The sequence below is a fragment of the Aminobacter sp. GW821-FHT11F06 genome (assembly GCF_058808215.1).
The window spans coordinates 499,511-521,056 of record NZ_JBXARL010000001.1 but is presented as its reverse complement, the minus strand read 5'-3'; the positions used below and the strand labels follow the sequence as shown (position 1 = coordinate 521,056).

General features: G+C 62.3%; 20 protein-coding genes. 14 read left to right on the top strand and 6 right to left on the bottom strand.

Annotated features, from left to right (window positions below; all coding sequences use genetic code 11):
• Positions 1–66: 66 nt before the first annotated feature.
• Complete coding sequence (locus AC1RTB_RS02565) at positions 67–1,191, top strand: anhydro-N-acetylmuramic acid kinase (RefSeq protein WP_492876422.1); 1,125 nt, start codon at positions 67–69, stop codon at positions 1,189–1,191.
• Between the two features lie 95 nt (positions 1,192–1,286).
• Positions 1,287–2,645, top strand: coding sequence for an esterase-like activity of phytase family protein (locus tag AC1RTB_RS02560; protein WP_492876424.1), 1,359 nt, complete (start codon positions 1,287–1,289; stop codon positions 2,643–2,645).
• Between the two features lie 127 nt (positions 2,646–2,772).
• Here AC1RTB_RS02560 and AC1RTB_RS02555 read toward each other — a convergent pair whose 3' ends face one another.
• Together AC1RTB_RS02555 and AC1RTB_RS02550 are read right to left on the bottom strand one after the other, a co-directional pair.
• Entirely contained in the window at positions 2,773–3,423 is a 651-nt protein-coding gene (locus tag AC1RTB_RS02555; protein WP_492876426.1) for an FMN-binding negative transcriptional regulator, read from the bottom strand.
• 14 nt (positions 3,424–3,437) lie between these two features.
• Positions 3,438–4,112 carry an alpha/beta hydrolase gene (locus AC1RTB_RS02550; RefSeq protein WP_184768933.1) on the bottom strand — a complete coding sequence of 225 codons (675 nt, stop codon included), beginning with the start codon at positions 4,110–4,112 and terminating at the stop codon, positions 3,438–3,440.
• 219 nt (positions 4,113–4,331) lie between these two features.
• Here AC1RTB_RS02550 and AC1RTB_RS02545 point away from each other — a divergent pair, with 219 nt between their 5' ends.
• From AC1RTB_RS02545 to sufA, 7 genes are all read left to right on the top strand, one after another.
• Complete coding sequence (locus AC1RTB_RS02545) at positions 4,332–5,495, top strand: cysteine desulfurase family protein (protein WP_492876428.1); 1,164 nt, start codon at positions 4,332–4,334, stop codon at positions 5,493–5,495.
• 171 nt (positions 5,496–5,666) lie between these two features.
• Positions 5,667–7,184, top strand: coding sequence for a Fe-S cluster assembly protein SufB (sufB, locus tag AC1RTB_RS02540; RefSeq protein WP_492876430.1), 1,518 nt, complete (start codon positions 5,667–5,669; stop codon positions 7,182–7,184).
• Positions 7,185–7,213: 29 nt separating this feature from the next.
• Positions 7,214–7,969, top strand: coding sequence for a Fe-S cluster assembly ATPase SufC (gene sufC, locus AC1RTB_RS02535; RefSeq protein ID WP_492876432.1), 756 nt, complete (start codon positions 7,214–7,216; stop codon positions 7,967–7,969).
• 10 nt (positions 7,970–7,979) lie between these two features.
• A complete protein-coding gene (sufD, locus tag AC1RTB_RS02530; protein ID WP_492876434.1) occupies positions 7,980–9,245 on the top strand; it encodes a Fe-S cluster assembly protein SufD in 1,266 nt (421 codons plus the stop codon).
• Between the two features lie 65 nt (positions 9,246–9,310).
• Positions 9,311–10,546 carry a cysteine desulfurase gene (locus AC1RTB_RS02525; RefSeq protein ID WP_492876435.1) on the top strand — a complete coding sequence of 412 codons (1,236 nt, stop codon included), beginning with the start codon at positions 9,311–9,313 and terminating at the stop codon, positions 10,544–10,546.
• A gap of 5 nt (positions 10,547–10,551) precedes the next feature.
• A complete protein-coding gene (locus AC1RTB_RS02520) occupies positions 10,552–10,950 on the top strand; it encodes an SUF system Fe-S cluster assembly protein (protein WP_492876437.1) in 399 nt (132 codons plus the stop codon).
• An 88-nt stretch (positions 10,951–11,038) separates the two neighbouring features.
• Positions 11,039–11,425: a Fe-S cluster assembly scaffold SufA gene (gene sufA, locus AC1RTB_RS02515; protein WP_492876439.1), complete on the top strand. Its 387-nt coding sequence runs from the start codon at positions 11,039–11,041 to the stop codon at positions 11,423–11,425.
• Between the two features lie 7 nt (positions 11,426–11,432).
• On the opposite strand, the gene AC1RTB_RS02510 is transcribed toward sufA, so the two are convergent.
• Positions 11,433–11,930, bottom strand: coding sequence for a GFA family protein (locus tag AC1RTB_RS02510; RefSeq protein WP_492876440.1), 498 nt, complete (start codon positions 11,928–11,930; stop codon positions 11,433–11,435).
• A gap of 304 nt (positions 11,931–12,234) precedes the next feature.
• Between AC1RTB_RS02510 and AC1RTB_RS02505 the strand changes: the two genes are divergently transcribed.
• A complete protein-coding gene (locus AC1RTB_RS02505; RefSeq protein WP_492876442.1) occupies positions 12,235–12,753 on the top strand; it encodes a DUF2199 domain-containing protein in 519 nt (172 codons plus the stop codon).
• A gap of 9 nt (positions 12,754–12,762) precedes the next feature.
• Positions 12,763–13,080 (top strand): TfoX/Sxy family protein, encoded by a 318-nt coding sequence (locus AC1RTB_RS02500; RefSeq protein ID WP_492876444.1) that lies wholly within the window; start codon positions 12,763–12,765, stop codon positions 13,078–13,080.
• Between the two features lie 13 nt (positions 13,081–13,093).
• Here the strand turns inward: AC1RTB_RS02500 and AC1RTB_RS02495 are convergent, their stop codons facing one another.
• Both AC1RTB_RS02495 and AC1RTB_RS02490 read right to left on the bottom strand, forming a co-directional pair.
• Positions 13,094–14,011, bottom strand: a complete 918-nt coding sequence (locus AC1RTB_RS02495) for a pseudouridine-5'-phosphate glycosidase (RefSeq protein ID WP_492876446.1) — start codon at positions 14,009–14,011, stop codon at positions 13,094–13,096.
• A 20-nt stretch (positions 14,012–14,031) separates the two neighbouring features.
• Complete coding sequence (locus AC1RTB_RS02490) at positions 14,032–14,973, bottom strand: carbohydrate kinase family protein (protein ID WP_492876448.1); 942 nt, start codon at positions 14,971–14,973, stop codon at positions 14,032–14,034.
• Positions 14,974–15,253: 280 nt separating this feature from the next.
• Between AC1RTB_RS02490 and recA the strand changes: the two genes are divergently transcribed.
• The 3 genes from recA to AC1RTB_RS02475 all read left to right on the top strand — a co-directional run bounded on the left by recA (position 15,254) and on the right by AC1RTB_RS02475 (position 20,247).
• Entirely contained in the window at positions 15,254–16,342 is a 1,089-nt protein-coding gene (gene recA / locus AC1RTB_RS02485) for a recombinase RecA (protein WP_492876450.1), read from the top strand.
• A gap of 248 nt (positions 16,343–16,590) precedes the next feature.
• Positions 16,591–19,257: an alanine--tRNA ligase gene (gene alaS, locus AC1RTB_RS02480; protein WP_492876452.1), complete on the top strand. Its 2,667-nt coding sequence runs from the start codon at positions 16,591–16,593 to the stop codon at positions 19,255–19,257.
• Between the two features lie 138 nt (positions 19,258–19,395).
• Positions 19,396–20,247 carry an AraC family transcriptional regulator gene (locus tag AC1RTB_RS02475; protein WP_492876454.1) on the top strand — a complete coding sequence of 284 codons (852 nt, stop codon included), beginning with the start codon at positions 19,396–19,398 and terminating at the stop codon, positions 20,245–20,247.
• A 62-nt stretch (positions 20,248–20,309) separates the two neighbouring features.
• Here the strand turns inward: AC1RTB_RS02475 and AC1RTB_RS02470 are convergent, their stop codons facing one another.
• Positions 20,310–21,521, bottom strand: coding sequence for an NADP-dependent isocitrate dehydrogenase (locus AC1RTB_RS02470; RefSeq protein WP_492876456.1), 1,212 nt, complete (start codon positions 21,519–21,521; stop codon positions 20,310–20,312).
• Positions 21,522–21,546 lie beyond the last annotated feature (25 nt).

Here is a 21,546-nt window from a genome sequence, read left to right as displayed (position 1 = left end):
GCATTGGATCGGCGAAGCAGGGGCTTTAGCATCTGCAGGCCCGGAATCACAAGGATGGCGGACTTCATGGCGGTTATCACTGCGATCGGACTGATGAGCGGAACCTCGATGGACGGCATCGACCTCGCCGTCCTGCGCACCGACGGGGTCAACGAGATTGTCTTCGGCCCGTCCATGGCGGTGACTTACGACGCCGCTTTTCGCCGCCGCATCGAGGCTTCGCTTGAGACAGCCAAGGCGATCGTTCGGCGCGAAGACAGGCCGGGCGATCTTGCAGACCTGGAGTGCGAGATCACCTTGCGCCACGCCGCTGCTGTAAAAGACTTCCTGCGCAGCTTGCCCGCCGAGTGGCAAAATCCTGATCTCATCGGCTTCCACGGCCAGACGGTGCTGCATCGGCCGCATCTTGGCGTGACGGTGCAGCTTGGCGATGGCGCTCTGCTTGCCCGCGAGACCGGCGTGCCAGTCGTCTACGACATGCGCGCCAACGATATGATCCATGGCGGGCAGGGCGCGCCGCTGGTGCCGGCCTATCATGCGGCGCTCGCCCGTTCGCTGCCTGAGCCATACGCCGCAATGAAGCCTGCGGTGTTCGTCAATGTCGGCGGCATCTCCAACATCACCTACGTGCCTGAAACGGGCGATCCCGTCGCCTTCGACACCGGTCCCGGCAACACGCTGATCGACCAGTGGGTCAGCCGCGAGGGCGGCGTGCCCTATGATGCAGGCGGTGCGATTGCCAGCGAAGGCGGGGTGATCGTTCAGGTGGTCGAGCACTATCTCGACAATCCGTTCTTTCAGAAATCCGGCCCGAAATCGCTCGACCGCAACGATTTCACCCTCGCTTTGGCCGAAGGACTGGAGCTTTCAGATGGCGCGCGCACGCTTGCCAGCGTCTCGGCCGAAGCGATCCTGAAATCGGTCGAGCACCTGCCTGAGCCGCCAAAGCTCTGGATCGTTTGCGGCGGCGGCCGCAAGAATCCCCATATCGTCGGCGATCTCCGGGCAGCGGCAAAAAAGGCGGGAGCCGAGGTGATCGTCGCCGAGGATGCCGGCCTCAATGGCGACGCCACCGAGGCCGAGGCCTGGGCCTATCTGGCGGTGCGTTCGGCTCTTGGCCTGCCGCTGACCTTCCCGACGACGACGGGGTGCCGCATGCCGGTCAGCGGCGGGCTGCGCGCCGAACCCTGATCCGGGGACTTCATCAAAGTTTCATCTTCGCGTCACCCGCCCGACATGGCGTGGACCTAGCTGGAGGGCGTTCGTTCAACCAATCGGGGTCCCCCATGCGACGCTCTCTCTATCTGGCTGCGGCCGTTCTCGCGCTGTCCACCGCTTCCGCCTTCGCGGACGAGACGGAATTCAAGGCAACGCTCGCGGGACATGCGATCCTGCCGGCAAACACCGTCATCGCCGCGCCCGAAAATGCGCCGGAGCATCTCCGCACCTCGGGCAAGTTCACCACCCCCGACCGCAAGCGCGCCGAAGGCCTAGGCACAGTTCCAGGCAAGGATGGCGTTCGTCCCACCGGCCTTTCGTTGCCGTTCGACGGCCAGCCCGTACAGGGCTTTTCGGGCATCAAGTCGATGGGCGACGGCACCTTCTGGTCGCTGTCCGACAACGGTTTCGGTTCGAAGCTGAACTCCTCCGACGCAGCCCTGATGCTGCACCACCTGTCGTTCGATTGGGACAAGGGCACGGTCGACCGCAAGAAGACGGTGTTTCTCTCTGACCCTGACCGCAAGGCGCCGTTCCCCATCGTGCTCGAAGGTTCCGACACGCGCTTTCTCACCGGCGCCGATTTCGACGTCGAATCGATCCAACCGGTCGCTGATGGCTTCTGGGTTGGCGAGGAGTTCGGGCCTTATCTGCTCAAGTTCGATCTCGATGGCAAACTCACCGACGTCTTTGCGACCACCGTCGAAGGCGAGCCGGTGCTTTCGCCCGATCATCCCACACTGACGCTGCCGGGCAACCCGACCGCCAAGAACCCGGCCTTCAACCTCAAGCGCTCAGGTGGCTATGAAGGCCTGGCGATGTCGAAGGACGGCGCCAAGCTCTACGGTCTGCTCGAAGGCCCGCGCTACATGGCTGACGGTTCGGTCGAAAAGGTCGATGGCAAGACCGCGCTCCGCGTCATCGAATTCGACGCCGCCAAGAAAGAGTGGACCGGTCGCAGCTGGCTCTACCCGCTGGCCGACGGTGGCGAGGCCATCGGCGATTTCAACATGATCAGCGAAACCGAAGCACTGGTCATCGAGCGCGACAATGGTGCTGGAACGGCTGACAAGGCCTGCGCCGACGCCAACGACCCCAAGCCCGATTGCTTCGCCAAGCCCGCCAAGCTCAAGCGTATCTACAAGATCGAAATGAACGACGAAAACGCCGGCAAGGCTGTGCGCAAGGTCGGCTACATCGACCTGATGAAGATCGCCGATCCCGACAACAAGAAGCGCCAAGGCGGCGGCGAGGGCTTCTACGACATGCCCTTCGTCACCATCGAGAATGTCGATCTCGTCGACGACAGCCACATCATCGTTGGCAACGACAACAACCTGCCATTCTCGGCCGGCCGCGCCATCGACAAGGCCGACGACAACGAGTTCGTTTTGCTTGAAGTGAGCGATCTGCTGAAGGCCAAGTAAGGCTTTTGGATAGTCCGGGCCGCCGCGTCGCGGCTCGGACTCTCTTTCTCAACTCTTGGAGCTAAGTAGCTTGCGGTAAAGCAGGAATCCGTCAGGCGCTTAGCGTGTGATGCAGAAGCGGCGGGAGCTATTCGCCCGTCAGCCCGCCATATTGCCGGACGAGTTGCGCCATCTCGTCGGCCGGTTTCTGCTCTGCCTCCAGCCCGTCGGCAACGCCGATACGGTCGCCAATGGGCCGGTTCTGGCTGACTTTCCATTTCCCGTCGATGCCGGTGATGTCGATCTCGAGCCCGATGATGCCCTTGATCTGGGCATCGACATAGGCCTCCGGCGCGTCGGTCACCTGCCATGGTTCCGACCGGCCCGCTTCATGCGTGGCGGTGAGCTCGGTGATCTGGCCGGCAAGCCAGGCCTTGTCGTCGATCACCCGCACCTTGCCGCGAACCTGCACGGTCGCATAGTTCCAGGTCGGCACCACCTTGCCGGTTTCGCGCTTGGTCTCGTACCAGGATGGGGTGATGTAGTGGTCGGCGCCCTGGAACACCACAAGCACCGGCATGTCGGGTGTATCAGCCAACAGCCGCCATTGCGGATTGGCCCGCGCCAGATGGGCGCGCAGCCTGCCGTTCGGTCCGATCTCGGCGTCGAGCAGAAAAGGCAGCAGATTGGCCACCGGGCCTTCCGATCCGTTGCAGATCAGAAGGCCGAGTGGATGGTTGCGGATCAGCGCATGCAAAACATCCAGCCGCGTCTCGCGAAACAGCGGAGGCTGGTACATGCGCCGAACTCCTCTTAGCGCAGGCGCTTGGGGCGCGGGTCCGAAAGCTCGCCGGCCAAACGACGGTCGAGATAATCGGCGCATTCTTCAATCACCAGCTCCGGATCGTTGCCGAAGAAGTGGTTGGCACCGGCCAGCGTCTTCTGGGTGATGGTGATGCCCTTTTGCGTGTGAAGCTTGTCGACCAGGCCCTGCACATCCTTGGGCGGCGCGACCTTGTCGGCATCGCCGTGGATGATCAGGCCCGACGACGGGCAGGGCGCCAGGAACGAGAAGTCGTAGGTGTTGGGCTGCGGCGCCACCGAAATGAAGCCTTCGATCTCGGGACGGCGCATCAACAGCTGCATGCCGATCCACGAGCCGAACGAATAGCCGGCGACCCAGCAGCTCTTGGAGTCGGGATGCAGCGACTGCACCCAGTCGAGGGCGGCGGCCGCATCCGACAATTCGCCGGTGCCGTGGTCGAACTCGCCCTGGCTGCGGCCGATGCCGCGGAAGTTGAAGCGCAGCGTGGTGAAATCGCGCTTCTGGAACATGTAAAAGAGGTCGTACACGATCTTGTTGTTCATCGTGCCGCCAAACTGCGGGTGCGGGTGCAGTATGATGGCGATCGGCGCGTTCTTTTCCTTGGACGGCTGATAGCGACCTTCCAGGCGACCCGCCGGACCGGTGAAAATGACCTCTGGCATAGAATACTCCACTTGACGCAAAGCCGATCAAACAATCCTGTGGCCAGCCTTGACGCGAGGGGCGCGTCTTCATAGAAGCTAGTTTAGAACTGTTCAAAACTGGGCGGCGAGACCGCTCGTTTGGCAAAGCGGGTAGATAGGACGGCTCGCCTTGGAATTTCAAGGAAATTGCGCGTCTCTACACCCAAACGTGATTTGACAGGGCAGATTGAACCGAAAATGGCCGGACCACGCGCCTATCTTGACCACAATGCCAGTGCGCCGCTGCTGCCCGCGGCGCGTGCGGCCGTGGTTGCCGCGCTCGATGTGGTGGCCAATCCGTCGTCCGTCCACAATGAGGGCAGGGCCGCCCGCAGGATCATCGAGGATGCCAGGCGCGATGTCGCCGCTCTCGTCGGTGCAAAGGCCGATCACGTCGTCTTCACCTCAGGCGCCACAGAAGCTGCGACCACGCTGCTTTCGCCCGATTGGCGCATGGGTCGGGGCGCTGTGCGCATGTCGCGTCTCTACGTCACCGAAGCCGATCATCCGTGCGTGCTGAACGGCGGGCGCTTCCCCGCCGATCGCGTCACGCGGCTTGGCGTCGACAGCAACGGCATTGTCGATCTTGCAGCGCTCGAAACGGCGCTTGCCGCGCACGACAAGTCGGAAGGCCTGCCGCTGGTGGCGATCCATTCCGCCAACAACGAGACCGGTGTCATCCAGCCTTTCCGCGACATCGCCAGGCTGGTGAAGGCGGCGGGCGGGGTTCTGGTCGCGGACGCCGTCCAGGCCGCGGGGCGTATTCCTCTCGATATGTCAGCGGCTTATGCCGATTACCTGATTCTGTCTTCGCACAAGATCGGCGGCCCCAAGGGTGCCGGTGCCATCGTCGCTCAGGCCGACCTGATGATGCCCGCGCCATTGGTCACTGGCGGCGGCCAGGAAAAGGGCCATCGTGGCGGCACCGAAAACCTTGCGGCCATCGCAGGATTTGGCGCGGCCGCGCGCGAAACCCTGGCCGGGCTCGCTGATGTGGACAAGGTGCGCGCCATGCGTGATCGCATCGAAGAGACGATCACGCGGCTTGTTTCCGATGCGGAAATCTTCGGAAAGGGCACCGAGCGGCTTGCCAATACGACATTCTTCGCTATTCCGGGCGTCAAGGCTGAGACGGCGCAGATCGCCTTCGATCTGGGCGGCGTCGCGCTCTCCGCCGGTTCCGCGTGTTCGTCGGGCAAGGTCGGTCCCAGCCATGTGCTGAAGGCGATGGGCTTTGCCGACAATCTCGGTGCGCTGCGGGTCTCGATCGGCCGGCAGACGTCCGAAGCGGACATTGAAAAATTCGAAACGGCTCTCGCAGCGCTTCTGGCGCGGCGCACGGACCGTACGAAAGCCGCCTGACAGGCGGGAAATTTGGCCCAAGGGCCAGTGAACGGGTGTGTCAGGGCGCCGCGAGGCGGCCTTCCGGGTGAATTTCCGGAAAGAATGCACTATATGGAACTTACGCCGCACCAGCGGTGCCATAGTTTGAAAACTGTCGGGCCTTGACCCCGGCGTGGATGGAGAACGCCTATGCCTGCTGTGCAGGAAACGATCGAGCAGGTCCGCAAGATCGATGTCGACCAATACAAATACGGTTTCGAATCGTTCATCGAGATGGACAAGGCTCCTAAGGGCCTCAGCGAAGACATTGTCCGCTTCATCTCGGCCAAGAAGGGCGAACCTGAATGGATGCTCGAATGGCGTCTCGGCGCCTATCGCCGCTGGCTGACGCTTGACGAGCCGAACTGGGCGCGCGTCAACTATCCCAAGATCGACTTCCAGGACATCTATTACTACGCCGCGCCCAAGAGCACGCCCGGACCGACCTCGCTTGATGAAGTCGATCCCGAGATTCTGAAGGTCTACGAAAAGCTCGGCATTCCGCTGCGCGAGCAGGAAATCCTCGCCGGCGTTCAAAAGACTGTCGATCCCGAACTCGATGAGCTTGGCGACAATGTCTACAAGTCTGGCCGCGTCGCCGTCGACGCCGTGTTCGATTCGGTTTCGGTCGTCACCACCTTCAAGGATGAACTGGCCAAGGCCGGCGTCATCTTCTGCTCGATCTCGGAAGCCATCCGCGAGCATCCCGAGCTGGTGAAGAAATATCTCGGCACCGTTGTGCCGACGACAGACAACTACTACGCGACGCTGAATTCGGCCGTCTTCACCGACGGGTCGTTCGTGTTCGTGCCCAAGGGCGTTCGCTGCCCGATGGAGCTGTCGACCTACTTCCGCATCAACGAGAAGAACACCGGCCAGTTCGAGCGTACGCTGATCATCGCCGAGGAAGGCGCTTACGTCTCTTACCTCGAAGGTTGCACCGCACCCCAGCGCGACGAGAGCCAGCTTCACGCCGCCGTGGTCGAGCTGGTCGCGCTCGATGACGCCGAGATCAAGTATTCGACCGTCCAGAACTGGTACCCGGGCGATGCCCAGGGCAAGGGCGGCATCTACAACTTCGTCACCAAGCGCGGCGACTGCCGTGGCGACCGTTCGAAGATCTCGTGGACCCAGGTTGAGACGGGTTCCGCCATCACCTGGAAGTACCCGTCCTGCATCCTGCGTGGCGACGACAGCCGTGGCGAGTTCTACTCGATCGCGGTTTCGAACGGCTATCAGCAGGTCGATTCCGGCACCAAAATGATCCACCTCGGCAAAAACACGTCGAGCCGCATCATCTCCAAGGGCATCGCTGCCGGCTTCTCGCAGAACACCTATCGCGGCCAGGTCTCGGCGCACCGCAAGGCGACGAATGCCCGCAACTTCACCCAGTGCGACAGCTTGCTGATCGGCAACCAGTGCGGCGCCCATACCGTGCCCTACATCGAAGCCAAGAACGCTACCGCGCAGTTCGAGCACGAGGCAACAACCTCGAAAATCTCCGACGACCAGAAGTTCTACGTGATGCAGCGCGGCATTCCCGAGGAGGAAGCGATTGCGCTGATCGTCAACGGTTTCGTCAAGGAAGTGATCCAGGAACTGCCGATGGAGTTCGCCGTCGAGGCGCAGAAACTCATCGGCATCAGCCTTGAGGGCTCGGTCGGCTGACCGGCGATAGAGATTCAGAAAGAAAAAAGATGCTTGAGATCAAGAACCTGCATGCCCGTATCGCCGAGAGCGGCACCGAAATCATCCGCGGCCTGAACCTGACGGTGAAGGCTGGCGAAGTCGCCGCCATCATGGGTCCCAACGGCTCGGGAAAATCGACGCTGTCTTACATCCTCGCCGGTCGCGACGACTACGAGGTGACCGAAGGCGACATCCTTTACAACGGCGAGTCGATCCTGGAGATGGATCCGGCCGAACGCGCTGCCAAGGGCCTGTTCCTGGCGTTCCAGTATCCGATGGAGATACCCGGCGTTGCCACCATGGAGTTCCTCAAGGTCGCGATGAACTCGCAGCGCAAGGCGCGTGGCGAGGAGCCGCTCAAGATTCCGGATTTCATCAAGCGCGTGAAGGAAGCCGCCAGCACGCTTGAGATGGACTTCAACATGCTCAAGCGCCCGGTCAATGTCGGCTTCTCCGGCGGCGAAAAGAAGCGCGCCGAGATCCTGCAGATGAAGCTGCTCGAGCCGAAACTGTGCGTGCTCGACGAGACCGATTCCGGCCTCGACATCGATGCGCTCAAGATCGTTTCCGACGGCGTCAACGCGCTGCGTTCGCCCGACCGCGCCATCATCGTCATCACCCACTACCAGCGCCTGCTCGACCACATCGTGCCGGATACCGTGCACGTGCTCTACAAGGGGCAGGTCATCAAGTCGGGCGACAAGTCGCTGGCGCTCGAACTCGAGGAAAACGGCTACGCCGGGATCATCGAAGAGGCGGCGTGAGGTGTCAGTCATGAACATGCTTGCAACAATCCAGCGAACCCCGGCGGAGGCGGCGATCATCGACGCTTTCGGCGAGCGGCTTTCGCTGCTGCCCGGCGATGGCGCCGTCATGGTCAAGCGCGACAATGCGATCGAGCAAATCAAGGCTGGCCTGCCGACCCGCCGCGTCGAATCCTGGCACTACACCGACCTGCGTCGCCTTTTGACCTCCGTGCCGGCCTTCGACGCCAGCGTTGCGGCCAAGGCGATAGCGCCTCTGCTTGAAGGCTCGACCCTGCTTTCGATCATCAACGGCGTGTCGGCGGCGATGCCGCGCGTCGATGGCGTCACGTTCCAGCGTCTCGGCGACATGCTCGTCGACGGCAGCTATGCGCCCGCCCTTGTCACTTACGGCAGTGACGACGCTGTCGGCGCGCTCAATACCGCCTTTGTCGCCGACGGCTATTTTGTCGACATCGAAGACGGCGCCCAGGTCGAAAAGCCGATCGAGTTGCAGAACATCCAGGCTGGCGGCCAGGTCCATGTCCGCATGCCGGTACGTGTCGGGGTGGGCGCCAAGGCGACCATCGTCGAACGCCAGACCGGCAACGGCGCGGGCCTCGTCAGTTCGGTCAGCCAGCTTCAGCTCGGCGACGATGCCGAGGTGTTGTGGCTGATTGTTCAGGATCAGCCTGAAACCGCGACCCATCTTGCCCAGTTCAAGGCCGAACTCGGCAAGAATGCCAAGCTCACCTTGTTTGTGATGAATGCCGGCGGCAAGCTCGTGCGCCAGGAAGTCATCGTCAAGGCAGCCGGCGAGGGGGCTGACTTCAAACTGCGCGGCGTCAACCTGCTTTCCGGCGACACCCATGTCGACGTCACCATGGTGCTGGATCACACAGTGCCGCACACTTCATCGACGGAAGTGGTGCGCAACGTCGTCACCGGCCGCGCCAAGGGCGTGTTCCAGGGCCGCATCAACGTCCATCAGGTGGCGCAGAAGACCGACGCCCGCATGGCCTGCAACACGCTGTTGCTGTCCGACGACGGCGAGTTCTCGACCAAGCCCGAGCTCGAAATCTTCGCCGACGACGTGGCTTGCGGCCATGGCGCGACAGTCACCGAGATCGACCGCAACCATCTGTTCTACCTGATGGCGCGCGGCATCGACGAGAAGACCGCTCGCGGTCTCCTGGTTCGGGCGTTCCTGGCCGAGGTCATCGAGGAACTCGATGACGAATCGGTCGTCGAGCCCTTGGAAGAGTTGCTGACCAACTGGTTTGCGACGCACGCCTGACCAGCTCCTTCTCCCCGTTTTCGGGGAGAAACTGCGGCGGTGAATGAAGGCATGGGAACTTGTTGATGGATCAGAAGATCGAAGCCTACGACGTCGAGGCGATCCGCCGCGATTTCCCCATCCTGTCGCGCGAAGTCTACGGCAAGCCGCTCGTCTATCTCGACAATGGCGCCTCGGCGCAGAAGCCGCAAATCGTCATCGACACGATCAGCCACGCCTATTCCAATGAATACGCCAATGTGCATCGCGGCCTGCATTTCTTGTCGAATGCCGCCACCGAAGCCTATGAAAAGGCACGCGAAAGCGTCCGCCGCTTCCTCAATGCCGGCAGTGCCGAAGAAATCGTGTTCACCAAGTCGGCCACCGAGGCGATGAACACTGTCGCCTATGGTTTCGGCATGCCGAACATTGGTGCGGGCGACGAAATCGTGCTGTCGATCATGGAGCATCACTCCAACATCGTGCCGTGGCATTTCATTCGCGAGCGCCAGGGCGCCAAGCTGGTCTGGGTGCCTGTCGATGACTTGGGTGTCTTCCACATCGAGGAGTTCGAAAAGCGTTTGACCGACCGCACCAAGCTGGTCGCAATCACCCATATGTCGAACGCGCTTGGCACGGTGACGCCGATCAAGGAGATCTGCCGCATCGCCCATGCGCGCGGTATTCCGGTGCTGGTCGACGGCAGCCAGGCCGCCGTGCATATGCCGGTCGACGTGCGCGACCTCGACGCCGATTTCTACGTTTTCACCGGCCACAAGGTCTACGGTCCATCGGGCATCGGCGTGCTCTACGGCAAGCGCGAGATGCTGGAGAAGATGCGGCCCTTCCAGGGCGGCGGCGAGATGATCGTCGAGGTGACCGAAGACAACGTCACCTACAACGAGCCGCCGCATCGCTTCGAGGCCGGAACGCCGCCGATCGTCCAGGCGATCGGCCTGGGGGCCGCGCTCGACTACATGGACAGCATCGGCCGCGAGCGCATTGCAGCGCATGAAGCGACGCTGCGCGATTATGCCCACGAGCGCCTGCGCGCCATCAATTCGCTGCGCATTTTCGGCGAGGCGCCTGGCAAGGGCGCGATCGTCTCCTTCGAGCTTCAGGGCATCCATGCCCATGACGTCTCGATGGTCATCGACCGCCAGGGCGTTGCCGTACGCGCCGGCACCCATTGTGCCCAGCCGCTGTTGAAACGCTTCGGCGTAACCTCCACATGCAGGGCCTCCTTCGGCATGTACAACACCAGGGCCGAGATTGACGTTCTGGCCGAAGCGCTTGAAAAGGCGCGGAAATTCTTCGGGTGAGCACCATGGAAGACGCAACCGCTACCACAAGCCACGAGCCTGCGCCGGAAACGGCGGGCAAGGGCATCGTTTCAGCCTCGGCCATTCCAGCCGACGACCTGGCGCGGCTGACCGACGACATCGTTTCGGCGCTGAAGACGGTCTATGACCCCGAGATCCCCGCCGACATCTACGAGCTCGGCCTGATCTACAAGATCGACATCGAAGACGACCGCACCGTCAAGATCGACATGACGCTGACCGCACCGGGCTGCCCGGTTGCCGGCGAAATGCCCGGCTGGGTGCAGAACGCCGTTGGCGCCGTCGAAGGTGTGTCGGGCGTCGAGGTCACCATGACCTTCGATCCGCCCTGGACGCCTGACCGCATGTCGGAAGAAGCGCAGGTCGCGGTGGGTTGGTACTGAGGCTTGCATGCAACTGCAATCTTCACCATCTTAGCTTTGAATTGAATCATTCCGCGGGCCTTGAACCCGGCGATGAATGGAGACTGGAATGGGACGCTTCGCCGTCATCTCAATGACCGATAAGGCCGCCGACCGGGTGCGCGAGATCATGGCCACGCGTGAGAACGCGCAAGGCATCCGCCTCGGCATCAAGAAGGGCGGCTGTGCCGGCATGGAATACACGGTCGATCTGGTGACCGAGCCGAACCCCAAGGACGACCATATCGAGCGCGACGGCGCCCATGTCTATGTCGCGCCTGAGGCGGCATTGTTCCTGTTCGGCACTGAGATGGATTTCGAGACCACCACGCTGCGCACCGGCTTCACCTTCACCAACCCGAACCAGAGTTCGGCCTGCGGCTGCGGCGAATCTGTCGAGCTGAAGCCCGCCGACCTCAAGGCACTGGCCGAGGCCCGCGCCCAGGGCGCTGCCTGACCTGCGCTCATTCCACCCACAAGTCGTGACGCTTGTGCCAGCCGGCGATCGAATCTGGCGGGTAGAGATCGAATGCCGTGTCTCCGGGCCGGATGTCGGGCTCCACCCAGGATGCCTTGTATTTTAGCATCAGATGAACGCGGTTCGGCGCCTTGGGCAGGTCGGTGTCTATCGCTGAGGCGAAGGGATGCACCAGTTCGGGCCAGGTCGGGTCATAAAGCCACATCGCGGCCCCGCACTGCGTGCAGAAGCGTCGTTCGCCGGTCGACACTTCTGGCTGCGGGCGCTCATCGTCATGGATTGTCGCCCTGTACAGACCGAGAGAGCTCTTGCCCACCACTTTCAGCGTGGCGGAGAGCGCGCCCAGATTGATGGCATAACCACCGCCGCCCTGCTGCTTGCGGCAAATGGAGCAGTAGCAGAGTTGATAGGGCACGGGCGTATGGCTTCGCACTTCAAACCGGACCGCCCGGCAGTGGCATGATCCCTTGAGCAACATCGGCATCGGTGCTTTCCTTTCCCTTTGGCTGCCATGCTATCAGCAACGCAGGGAGCCGCGCGATGATGGAAGCCGACATTGCCATCTCTTCGCCGGTCTCGGATCCGGTCAGCGTATGCAGGCTGTTCGGCCGGCTGGTACTGAGCCTTTGTTATTGTGAGGCTTGCGTGCGGATGCGACCTTCGCCATCCTGGTTTGAGACGAAACATTCCACGCGCCTTGAAGCCGGCGACGAATGGAGACTGGAATGGGACGCTTCGCCGTCAGCATGACCGAAAATGCGCCCAGGCGCGGCGTAGGCGCCTAGCAGATGAACGCCGAGGCGTATCGCTGGCGGTGCTCATGTTGCGGTGAAGATCATGTCGGCCTGCCGATGGATATGGCGTTTGAACCGCCGGTCGACTGGGACGCGCTTGATGATGCGTCACGCGCGGCTTCTTGGATCGACGACGATTTCTGTCTGATGCGCCATTCAACCGGCGAGGTTGATCGCTTTATCCGCTGTCTTCTACCGTTGGCTGTGCCGAATATTTCGGGCGAATTCCGTTTCGGAGTCTGGATGTCGGTCTCGGAGAAAAGCTGGGACGTCTATAGCGCAGGCTTCGCTTCAGGCGCATATGCAAAAGAGGGATGTTTCGGTTATCTTATGAATGAAATACCGGAATATCCGGGGTCGCTGGCACTTAGCGCGGACATATGGTTTCAGCCCGACCGGTTGCGGCCGCGCGTCACTCTTCACGAAACCGGTCATCCTTTGTTCGAAGCTCAGCGCGACGGCATCGATCTGGCTCAGGTCGAGCGTTGGGCGGCCATGACGCATAGTCGATAGGGGAATCTTATGGACGACGAGGCCATCCGCGAGATCTTTTCCGGGCTCGGCGAGGTCAGCATCCGAAAGCTGTTTGGCGGCAAGGGTGTCTATTGCAACGGCCTGATCGTCGGCGTTGAAGTGCGCGACGAGGTCTTGCTCAAGGCCGACAATGTCAGCGCGCCCGAATTCGAGGCAGCGGGTGCCAAGCGATGGGCTTATGACGGCAAGGGCCGGCCGGTGCACATGCCCTATTGGTCGATCCCCGACAGCGCCATCGACGATCCGGACGAGTTGGCGATCTGGACGCGCAAGGCTTACGAAGCCGCCTTGCGCGCCAAAAAGTAGTCGTTCTCAGAAATCAGAGCGCCTTGGCGATCTTCGCCGCAAGCCGCGCGTTGTTCTCCACCAGCGCGATGTTGGTCTTGAGGCTGGCGCCATTGGTCAGTTCCAGGATCTTTGCCAGCAGGAACGGCGTCACCGCCTTGCCGCTAATGTTCTGGGCTTCGGCGGCCTTCTGCGCCGCCTCGATATAGCCGGCCATCTTTTCGGTCGGGATCTCGTCGCTTTCCGGCACCGGGTTTGCCACCAGCATGCCGCCGTCGAGGCCAAGCGCCGCGCGCGTCTCATAGAGGCGGGCGATCTTTTCCGCCGTGTCGAGCCTGAGCGGTGCCGCGTAGGGCGACTTGCGCGACCAGAAGGCCGGCACGATGTCGGAGCCATAGGCCACGACCGGCACGCCGCGCGTCTCCAGCACTTCCAGCGTCTTTTCGATGTCGAGGATAGCCTTGGCACCGGCCGAAACCACGATGACCGGCGTGCGCGCCAGCTCGTCCAGGTCGGCCGAGATGTCGAACGACTTTTCAGCGCCCTTGTGCACGCCGCCGATGCCGCCGGTGGCGAACACCTTGATGCCGACGAGATGGGCCGCGATCATCGTTGCGGCAACCGTGGTGCCGCCGGTGCGGCCTTCGGCAACGGCAAAGGCGATGTCGGCGCGCGACAGCTTCATGGCGCCACCGGTCATCGCCAGCGACTCGCGCTCGCCGTCGGACAGGCCGATCTTGATGCGTCCATTGACGACCGCGATCGTTGCCGGCACCGCCCCCCCGTCGGCGATGATCTTTTCGACATTGGCGGCCATCGTGCTGTTGTCGGGATAAGGCATGCCGTGGGTGATGATGGTGCTTTCGAGGGCCACGACCGGCTTGCCGGCGGCGAGTGCCGCGGCAACAGGGGCGTGGATGTCGATGAAGGGGCGGGCGGTCTCTGGCGTCATGTTGGTCTCCTTGGGCCGCGTCATGCCATTTCCGAGGCTTGCGGCACAAGAGCCAGCACTGCGTCGAAGGCTGTTTGATCGAATTCGGGCACGGCTGAAGCACTCTCGATGGCGAGCACAGCCGCCGCAATGCCGTGTCTCAGCGCGGAATCGAGGCGTTCGCCGCGCAGCAATGCCACCGTTGTCGCACCCGCCAGCGCGTCGCCCGCGCCGGTGACGTCGACCACCCGCCGAGGGGCGGGGGGCGCGATGACCAAAAGCCCTTGCGCGTCGTAGGCAAAGACAGCACTGCCGCCTGCGGTCACCACGCCACGCCGCAGTCCCGCCGTCATGAGCCCGCGCACAATGTCGGTTGCGTCGGCATCCTTGTCGGTGCCGGCAAGCACTGCCGCCTCGCGCCGGTTCATGAACAGGCACGACAGCCTGTCGAGGATAGGCCTCAGCCGCAGAGCCTTGGCCGGCGAAATGGCGATGGCAAACATCGGTGTCGTGCCCGCGATCTCGGCAAGGCGCCAAAGGGCTACCTCGGGCAGGTTGGCGTCGCAAAGCACGGCGTCGGCCGCACCGATCGCCTCGCGCAGCTTGGCGCGGCGCATCTGCTTGGGAAAGGCGAGTTCATAGAGCCCCATGTCGGCCAGGGCAGCCACCACGTCGCCGTCGCGGTCGAGCAGTGCGGTATAGCTCGGCGTCGCGCGGTCGAGAAACACCGCCGACAAATCGGTGATGTTATTGGCGATGATCTCCGCGGCCACGGCCTCGCCGGCCGCGTCGCCTCCACGCACCGACATCAGTGAACCCACAGCACCACGTCGCACCGCGCCGCGCAGCGCGTTGAACGCCCCGCCGCCGACCTCTTCGCTCATCGCGCCGGGGATCGAGGCGCCCGGAACGAAGGGAGCTGTCATGCGCCCGCGTCGGTCGACATGGGCGCCGCCGACGGCGAGGATTCTGGGTGACTTCATGCTGAGGCTGTCCGGTGGCGTTTAGGCGGCAAACTTAGTGTTCCGGGCGAGAGGCGGCAACCACTGCCGAATCGCGATTTGGCGAGACATCGCATCAGAGGTGGCGATCGTCATGCGACATCGGATCACGTGCGGCTCGGAAACAAAAAAAGAACACTCCATAAAATCTTCTTTAAGATCAATACTTTGAGTGCTCTTGCCAAATGTGAACAAAACCGGTACAAATTTATATCGGCATCGGATAGACCGGCCTTCATTGATGACCACGGGGTGATGTATCATGGCTCAAAATTCATTGCGGCTTGTAGAGGATAATTCGGTGGACAAATCTAAGGCTCTGGACGCGGCGCTGTCGCAGATCGAACGCGCTTTCGGCAAGGGCTCGATCATGCGCCTTGGCGCCAATGAGCAGGTTGTCGAGATCGCGACGGTCTCCACCGGCTCGCTCGGTCTCGACATCGCGCTCGGCGTCGGCGGCCTGCCGCGCGGGCGTATCGTTGAAATCTATGGACCGGAAAGCTCGGGCAAGACGACGCTTGCTCTCCACACCATTGCCGAAGCCCAGAAGAAGGGCGGCATCTGCGCTTTCGTCGATGCCGAACACGCGCTCGATCCGGTCTATGCCCGCAAGCTTGGCGTCGACCTGGAAAATCTGCTGATCTCGCAGCCCGACACCGGCGAACAGGCTCTCGAAATCTGCGACACGCTGGTGCGTTCGGGCGCCATCGACGTTCTGGTCGTCGACTCGGTGGCTGCATTGACGCCGCGCGCTGAAATCGAAGGCGAGATGGGCGAGTCGCTGCCTGGCCTCCAGGCCCGCCTGATGAGCCAGGCGCTGCGCAAGCTGACCGCGTCGATCTCGCGTTCCAACACCATGGTCATCTTCATCAACCAGATCCGCATGAAGATCGGCGTCATGTACGGTTCGCCCGAAACGACGACCGGCGGCAACGCACTCAAGTTCTATGCTTCGGTCCGCCTCGACATCCGCCGCATCGGCTCGGTCAAGGACCGTGACGAGGTTGTCGGCAACCAGACCCGCGTCAAGGTGGTCAAGAACAAGCTGGCGCCGCCCTTCAAGCAGGTCGAGTTCGACATCATGTATGGCGAAGGCGTGTCCAAGACCGGCGAACTCGTCGACCTCGGCGTCAAGGCAGGCGTGGTCGAGAAGTCGGGCGCCTGGTTCTCCTACAATTCCCAGCGTCTTGGCCAGGGTCGCGAGAACGCCAAGCTGTTCTTGCGCAACAATCCCGAAGCGGCGCGCGAGATCGAGGCGCTGCTCAGGCAGAATGCCGGCCTGATCGCCGAGAAGTTCCTCGAAAACGGTTCGCGCGAGGACGATAGCGACGACGAAGCCGGTGCGATGTAGCAGCACCTGCGGCTGGTCGGCCTGGCGCTGACCACCTTCAAGACGGACGATCTGAGCGACCGCCGGCCATTGTGCCGGCGGTTTGCGTTTGTGAAGATGGCACTGATGATCAGTGCGCCGGAATTGCGGGCTTTTGCCGGTCCGGTGTTTCTGGACAGGGGTAAGGTGGACCGCTAAAAGGCCAGTTCCAATTTCCGCCTGAAAAGGGCGGGGTGCATCTGTTCAGGGCGGCGATCAAAGGCAGCGATATGAGTGGCGTGAACGAAATCCGGTCGGCATTTCTCGACTATTTCAAGAAAAACGGACACGAAACGGTCGCCTCCGGCCCGCTTGTGCCGCGCAATGATCCCACGCTGATGTTTACCAACGCCGGCATGGTGCAGTTCAAGAACGTCTTCACCGGCCTGGAGTTGCGGCCCTATTCGCGCGCGGCCAGCTCGCAAAAATGCGTGCGCGCCGGCGGCAAGCACAACGACCTCGACAATGTCGGCTACACTGCCCGCCACCACACATTCTTCGAGATGCTGGGCAACTTCTCTTTCGGCGACTATTTCAAGGAACGCGCGATCGAGCTTGCCTGGAACCTGATCACCAAGGAATACGGCATCGACGGCAAGCGCCTGCTCGTCACAGTCTACCATACCGATGATGAGGCGGCGAACTTCTGGAAGAAGATCGCCGGCCTTCCTGAAGAGCGCATCATCCGCATCGCCACGTCGGATAATTTCTGGTCCATGGGCGATACCGGTCCGTGCGGCCCGTGCTCGGAAATCTTCTATGACCATGGCGAAGATATCGCCGGTGGCCCTCCCGGCAGCCCGGATGAAGATGGCGATCGTTTCATCGAGATCTGGAACCTCGTCTTCATGCAGTACGAGCAGATCACCAAGGAAGAGCGCATCGATCTTCCGCGCCCCTCGATCGACACCGGCATGGGCCTTGAGCGCATTGCCGCCGTGCTCCAGGGCGAGCACGACAACTACGACATCGACCTGTTCAAGGCGCTCATCCGCGCTTCGGAGGATGCCACCGGCGTTCGCGCCGAGGGCAAGAACCGTGGCAGCCATCGCGTCATCGCCGACCATCTCAGGGCATCAAGCTTCCTGATCGCTGACGGTGTTTTGCCGTCCAACGAAGGCCGCGGTTATGTGCTGCGCCGCATCATGCGCCGCGCCATGCGCCATGCCCAGCTGCTCGGTGCCGCCGATCCGTTGATGTGGCGCCTGGTGCCCGCACTCGTCCGCGAGATGGGCCAGGCCTATCCCGAACTGGTGCGTGGGGAAGCGCTGATCACCGAAACGCTGAAGCTTGAGGAAACCCGTTTCCGCAAGACTCTGGCGCGCGGCCTCGGCCTGCTCGCCGATGCGACCGACACGCTGGGCAGCGGCGACCGTCTCGACGGCGAGACCGCCTTCAAGCTCTATGACACCTACGGCTTCCCGCTTGATCTGACGCAGGACGCGCTACGTCAGCGCAACATTTCGGTCGATCTCGAAGCCTTCAATTCGGCGATGGCGCGCCAGAAGGCCGAAGCGCGCGCCAACTGGGCCGGTTCCGGCGAAGCCGCGACCGAGACTGTGTGGTTCGGCGTCAAGGACAGGAACGGCGCTTCAGAATTTCTCGGCTACGAGACCGAGCAGGCCGAGGGCGTCGTCCAGGCATTGGTCAAGGATGGCGCCGAGGTTGCAAGCGCTGGCGAAGGCGAAACCGTGCTCGTCGTCGTCAACCAGACGCCGTTCTATGGCGAGTCGGGTGGCCAGATGGGCGACACTGGCGTCATGTCAGGCGAAGGTTTTGCCATCGAGATCACCGACACCCAGAAGAAGGGCGACGGCCTGTTCGTGCATTCAGGCCGCGTCACCAAGGGCAAGGTTGCGGTCGGCGTTGCCGTCGAAATGAAGGTCGACCACAGCAGGCGCACGCGCCTGCGCTCGAACCACTCGGCGACCCACCTCGTCCACGAGGCGTTGCGCGAGGTGCTCGGTACCCATGTTGCCCAGAAGGGCTCGCTGGTTGCACCAGAGCGCCTGCGTTTCGACATCTCGCATCCCAAGCCGATTTCGGCCGAAGAGCTTGAGCAGGTCGAGGCGATGGCCAACGAGATCGTCGTCCAGAACAGCCCGGTGACGACCCGCCTGATGAGCGTCGACGACGCCATTGCCGAGGGCGCCATGGCGCTGTTCGGCGAGAAGTACGGCGATGAGGTCCGCGTCGTTTCGATGGGCACCGGCTTGCATGGCGCCAAGGCCAACCGGCCCTATTCGGTCGAGCTGTGCGGCGGCACGCATGTGACGGCCACCGGCGACATCGGCCTCGTGCGCATCGTTTCCGACAGTGCAGTCGCTGCCGGTGTCCGCCGCATCGAGGCACTCACCGGCGAGGCCGCCCGCCGTCATCTTGACGAGCAGGACCGTCGCCTGAAGTCTGTCGCGGCAACCCTCAAGGTCGCGCCGGCCGACGTGCCGGCCCGTGTCGAAGCCTTGGTCGAGGAGCGCAAGAAGCTCGAGCGTGAGCTCACCGAGGCGCGCAAGAAGCTGGCACTCGGAGGCTCCAACGGTGGCGGTTCCGCCGATGAAAGCGAAACCGTCGCAGGCGTCGGCTTCCTCGGCAAGGTCGTCACAGGCGTGTCGCCGAAGGACCTCAAGCCGCTCGCTGATTCCGGCAAGGCGTCGCTCGGATCGGGCGTCGTGGTGTTTGTCGGCGCGGGCGAGGACGGCAAGGCCAGCGTCGTTGTCGCCGTCACCGAAGACCTGACCAAGCGCTTCAGCGCTGTCGACCTCGTGCGCGTGGCCTCCGCAGCACTCGGCGGGCAGGGTGGCGGCGGCCGTGCCGACATGGCCCAGGCCGGCGGCCCCGATGCCACCAAGGCAGCCGAAGCGGTCGCAGCCGTCAAGGCGGCGATGGCTGCCGCCTGATCGGCTTCGCCTGACAACCGATATGAAAAGGCCCGCTTCGGCGGGCCTTATTGTTTCCAATCTGCCGCCGCAAGTCAGCAGGATTTGTCAAATCCGGATATGGTTTTGTCCAGCCGATCGATTTGCATGAGGTTTGGCATGAACGGTGAGACGGCATGGGCGGTTTATGAAACCCGCCTCAGAAGGGTTTCGGCCCATATCCACGAGCACCTTGACGAAGAGCTGGATATGGACCGCCTGGCCGAGATCGCCTGCCTGTCGAGCTATCACTGGCATCGGATCTATCGCGCCATCTACGGCGAAACACTTGCCGCCACGGTCAAGAGACTGCGGCTGCATCGTGCCGCCGGCGATATCGTCGATACCGATCTGCCTGTCAGCGACATTGCGAAACGGTCTGGCTATCCCAATGTCCAGTCGTTCAACCGCATCTTCAAGGCAGCCTACGGCATGCCGCCGGCGCGATATCGGAAAGAGGGAAGCCATACGCTTTTTGACCCGCAATCAGACGGAAAGGCTTCCCCAATGTTCGACATCACAATTCGCAAGATACCCGAGCAGCGCTTGATCGGCGTCGCCCATACCGGCCCCTACATGCACATCGCCAAGGCTTTTGAGGAACTGTTCGGCACGCTTTATGCGCGCGGAGACGCACGCCCGGACATGCGCATGATCGGCGTCTATCTCGACGATCCGGATATCATCGCGATCGACAAGCTGCGGTCTTATGCCTGCGTCACGGCTGACGGCAGCACGCCTGCGGAGCCGCCGCTCGAACGCAGGACCATCGACGGCGGCGACTATGCCGTGCTGCGCCACAAAGGCCCCTATGCCGAGATGCACAAGGCCTACCAATGGCTCTATGCCGAATGGCTGCCCAAATCCGGACGCCAGCTGCGCGACTCGGTGATGTTCGAGGAATACGTCAACAATCCGCGTGACGTGCCGCCAACCGAGCTTCTGACCGACATCCATTTGCCGCTTGCCTGAGCAGGCCCTTAAAACAAGAAAAGCCCCGGATACCGGGGCTTTTCAGGTTCAGGCCGAATAGATCAGCTCATCGCTTTCTGCAGGTTTTCATCGATCTTATCGAGGAAGCCGGTGGTCGACAGCCAGGGCTGGTCCGGACCGATCAGCAGCGACAGGTCCTTGGTCATGAAGCCGCTCTCGACGGTCTGGATGCAAACGCGCTCCAGCGTGTCGGCGAACTTCTTCAGTTCGGCATTGTCGTCGAGCTTGGCGCGGTGGGCGAGGCCACGCGTCCAGGCAAAGATCGAGGCGATCGAGTTGGTCGATGTCTCTTCGCCCTTCTGGTGCTGGCGGTAGTGGCGAGTCACGGTGCCGTGGGCGGCTTCCGCCTCCACCGTCTTGCCATCCGGCGTCATCAGCACCGACGTCATCAGGCCAAGCGAGCCAAAGCCCTGCGCCACCGTGTCGGACTGCACGTCGCCATCATAGTTCTTGCAGGCCCAGACATAGCCGCCCGACCACTTCAGGCTCGAAGCGACCATGTCGTCGATCAGGCGGTGTTCGTACCAGATCTTCTTTTCCTTGAACTGCGCCTCGAACTCGGTCTCGTAGACCTCCTGGAAGATGTCCTTGAAGCGGCCGTCATAGGCCTTGAGGATGGTGTTCTTGGTCGACAGATAGACCGGGTAGTTGCGCAGCAGGCCGTAGTTCAGCGAAGCGCGGGCGAATTCGCGGATCGATTCGTCGAGGTTGTACATCGCCATGGCGACACCTGCGCCCGGCGCGTCGTACACGTCATGCTCGATCACCTGGCCGTCTTCACCGACGAACTTGATCGACAGCTTGCCCTTGCCGGGGAATTTGAAATCGGTCGCCTTGTACTGGTCGCCGAAGGCATGGCGGCCAACGATGATCGGCTTGGTCCAGCCCGGAACCAGGCGTGGCACGTTCTTCATGATGATCGGCTCGCGGAAGATCACGCCGCCCAGGATGTTGCGGATCGTGCCGTTGGGCGACTTCCACATCTTCTTGAGCTTGAATTCTTCGACGCGCTGCTCGTCAGGCGTGATGGTGGCGCATTTCACGCCCACGCCGTGCTTGTTGATGGCGTTCGCCGCGTCGATCGTCACCTGGTCATTGGTGGCGTCGCGGTGCTCGATGCCGAGATCGTAATATTCGAGGTTGAGGTCGAGATAGGGGTGGATCAACTTGTCCTTGATGAACTGCCAGATGATGCGGGTCATCTCATCGCCGTCGAGCTCGACGACGGGGTTGGCCACCTTGATCTTCGCCATAAGAAAATGCCTCTTTTTGCCTGGA

What these genes read in the sequence shown, in the direction of transcription:
- sufC (WP_492876432.1), top strand. Translation starts at nt 7,214, where the DNA reads ATGCTTGAGATCAAGAACCTGCATGCCCGTATCGCCGAGAGCGGCACC.
- AC1RTB_RS02475 (WP_492876454.1), top strand. Translation starts at nt 19,396, where the DNA reads ATGAACGGTGAGACGGCATGGGCGGTTTATGAAACCCGCCTCAGAAGG.
- recA (WP_492876450.1), top strand. Translation starts at nt 15,254, where the DNA reads ATGGCTCAAAATTCATTGCGGCTTGTAGAGGATAATTCGGTGGACAAA.
- sufA (WP_492876439.1), top strand. Translation starts at nt 11,039, where the DNA reads ATGGGACGCTTCGCCGTCATCTCAATGACCGATAAGGCCGCCGACCGG.
- AC1RTB_RS02525 (WP_492876435.1), top strand. Translation starts at nt 9,311, where the DNA reads ATGGATCAGAAGATCGAAGCCTACGACGTCGAGGCGATCCGCCGCGAT.
- sufB (WP_492876430.1), top strand. Translation starts at nt 5,667, where the DNA reads ATGCCTGCTGTGCAGGAAACGATCGAGCAGGTCCGCAAGATCGATGTC.
- AC1RTB_RS02565 (WP_492876422.1), top strand. Translation starts at nt 67, where the DNA reads ATGGCGGTTATCACTGCGATCGGACTGATGAGCGGAACCTCGATGGAC.
- AC1RTB_RS02495 (WP_492876446.1), bottom strand. Translation starts at nt 14,011, where the DNA reads ATGACGCCAGAGACCGCCCGCCCCTTCATCGACATCCACGCCCCTGTT.
- AC1RTB_RS02470 (WP_492876456.1), bottom strand. Translation starts at nt 21,521, where the DNA reads ATGGCGAAGATCAAGGTGGCCAACCCCGTCGTCGAGCTCGACGGCGAT.
- AC1RTB_RS02505 (WP_492876442.1), top strand. Translation starts at nt 12,235, where the DNA reads ATGAACGCCGAGGCGTATCGCTGGCGGTGCTCATGTTGCGGTGAAGAT.
- AC1RTB_RS02520 (WP_492876437.1), top strand. Translation starts at nt 10,552, where the DNA reads ATGGAAGACGCAACCGCTACCACAAGCCACGAGCCTGCGCCGGAAACG.
- AC1RTB_RS02510 (WP_492876440.1), bottom strand. Translation starts at nt 11,930, where the DNA reads ATGCCGATGTTGCTCAAGGGATCATGCCACTGCCGGGCGGTCCGGTTT.
- AC1RTB_RS02490 (WP_492876448.1), bottom strand. Translation starts at nt 14,973, where the DNA reads ATGAAGTCACCCAGAATCCTCGCCGTCGGCGGCGCCCATGTCGACCGA.
- AC1RTB_RS02500 (WP_492876444.1), top strand. Translation starts at nt 12,763, where the DNA reads ATGGACGACGAGGCCATCCGCGAGATCTTTTCCGGGCTCGGCGAGGTC.
- AC1RTB_RS02560 (WP_492876424.1), top strand. Translation starts at nt 1,287, where the DNA reads ATGCGACGCTCTCTCTATCTGGCTGCGGCCGTTCTCGCGCTGTCCACC.
- AC1RTB_RS02550 (WP_184768933.1), bottom strand. Translation starts at nt 4,112, where the DNA reads ATGCCAGAGGTCATTTTCACCGGTCCGGCGGGTCGCCTGGAAGGTCGC.
- AC1RTB_RS02545 (WP_492876428.1), top strand. Translation starts at nt 4,332, where the DNA reads ATGGCCGGACCACGCGCCTATCTTGACCACAATGCCAGTGCGCCGCTG.
- alaS (WP_492876452.1), top strand. Translation starts at nt 16,591, where the DNA reads ATGAGTGGCGTGAACGAAATCCGGTCGGCATTTCTCGACTATTTCAAG.
- sufD (WP_492876434.1), top strand. Translation starts at nt 7,980, where the DNA reads ATGAACATGCTTGCAACAATCCAGCGAACCCCGGCGGAGGCGGCGATC.
- AC1RTB_RS02555 (WP_492876426.1), bottom strand. Translation starts at nt 3,423, where the DNA reads ATGTACCAGCCTCCGCTGTTTCGCGAGACGCGGCTGGATGTTTTGCAT.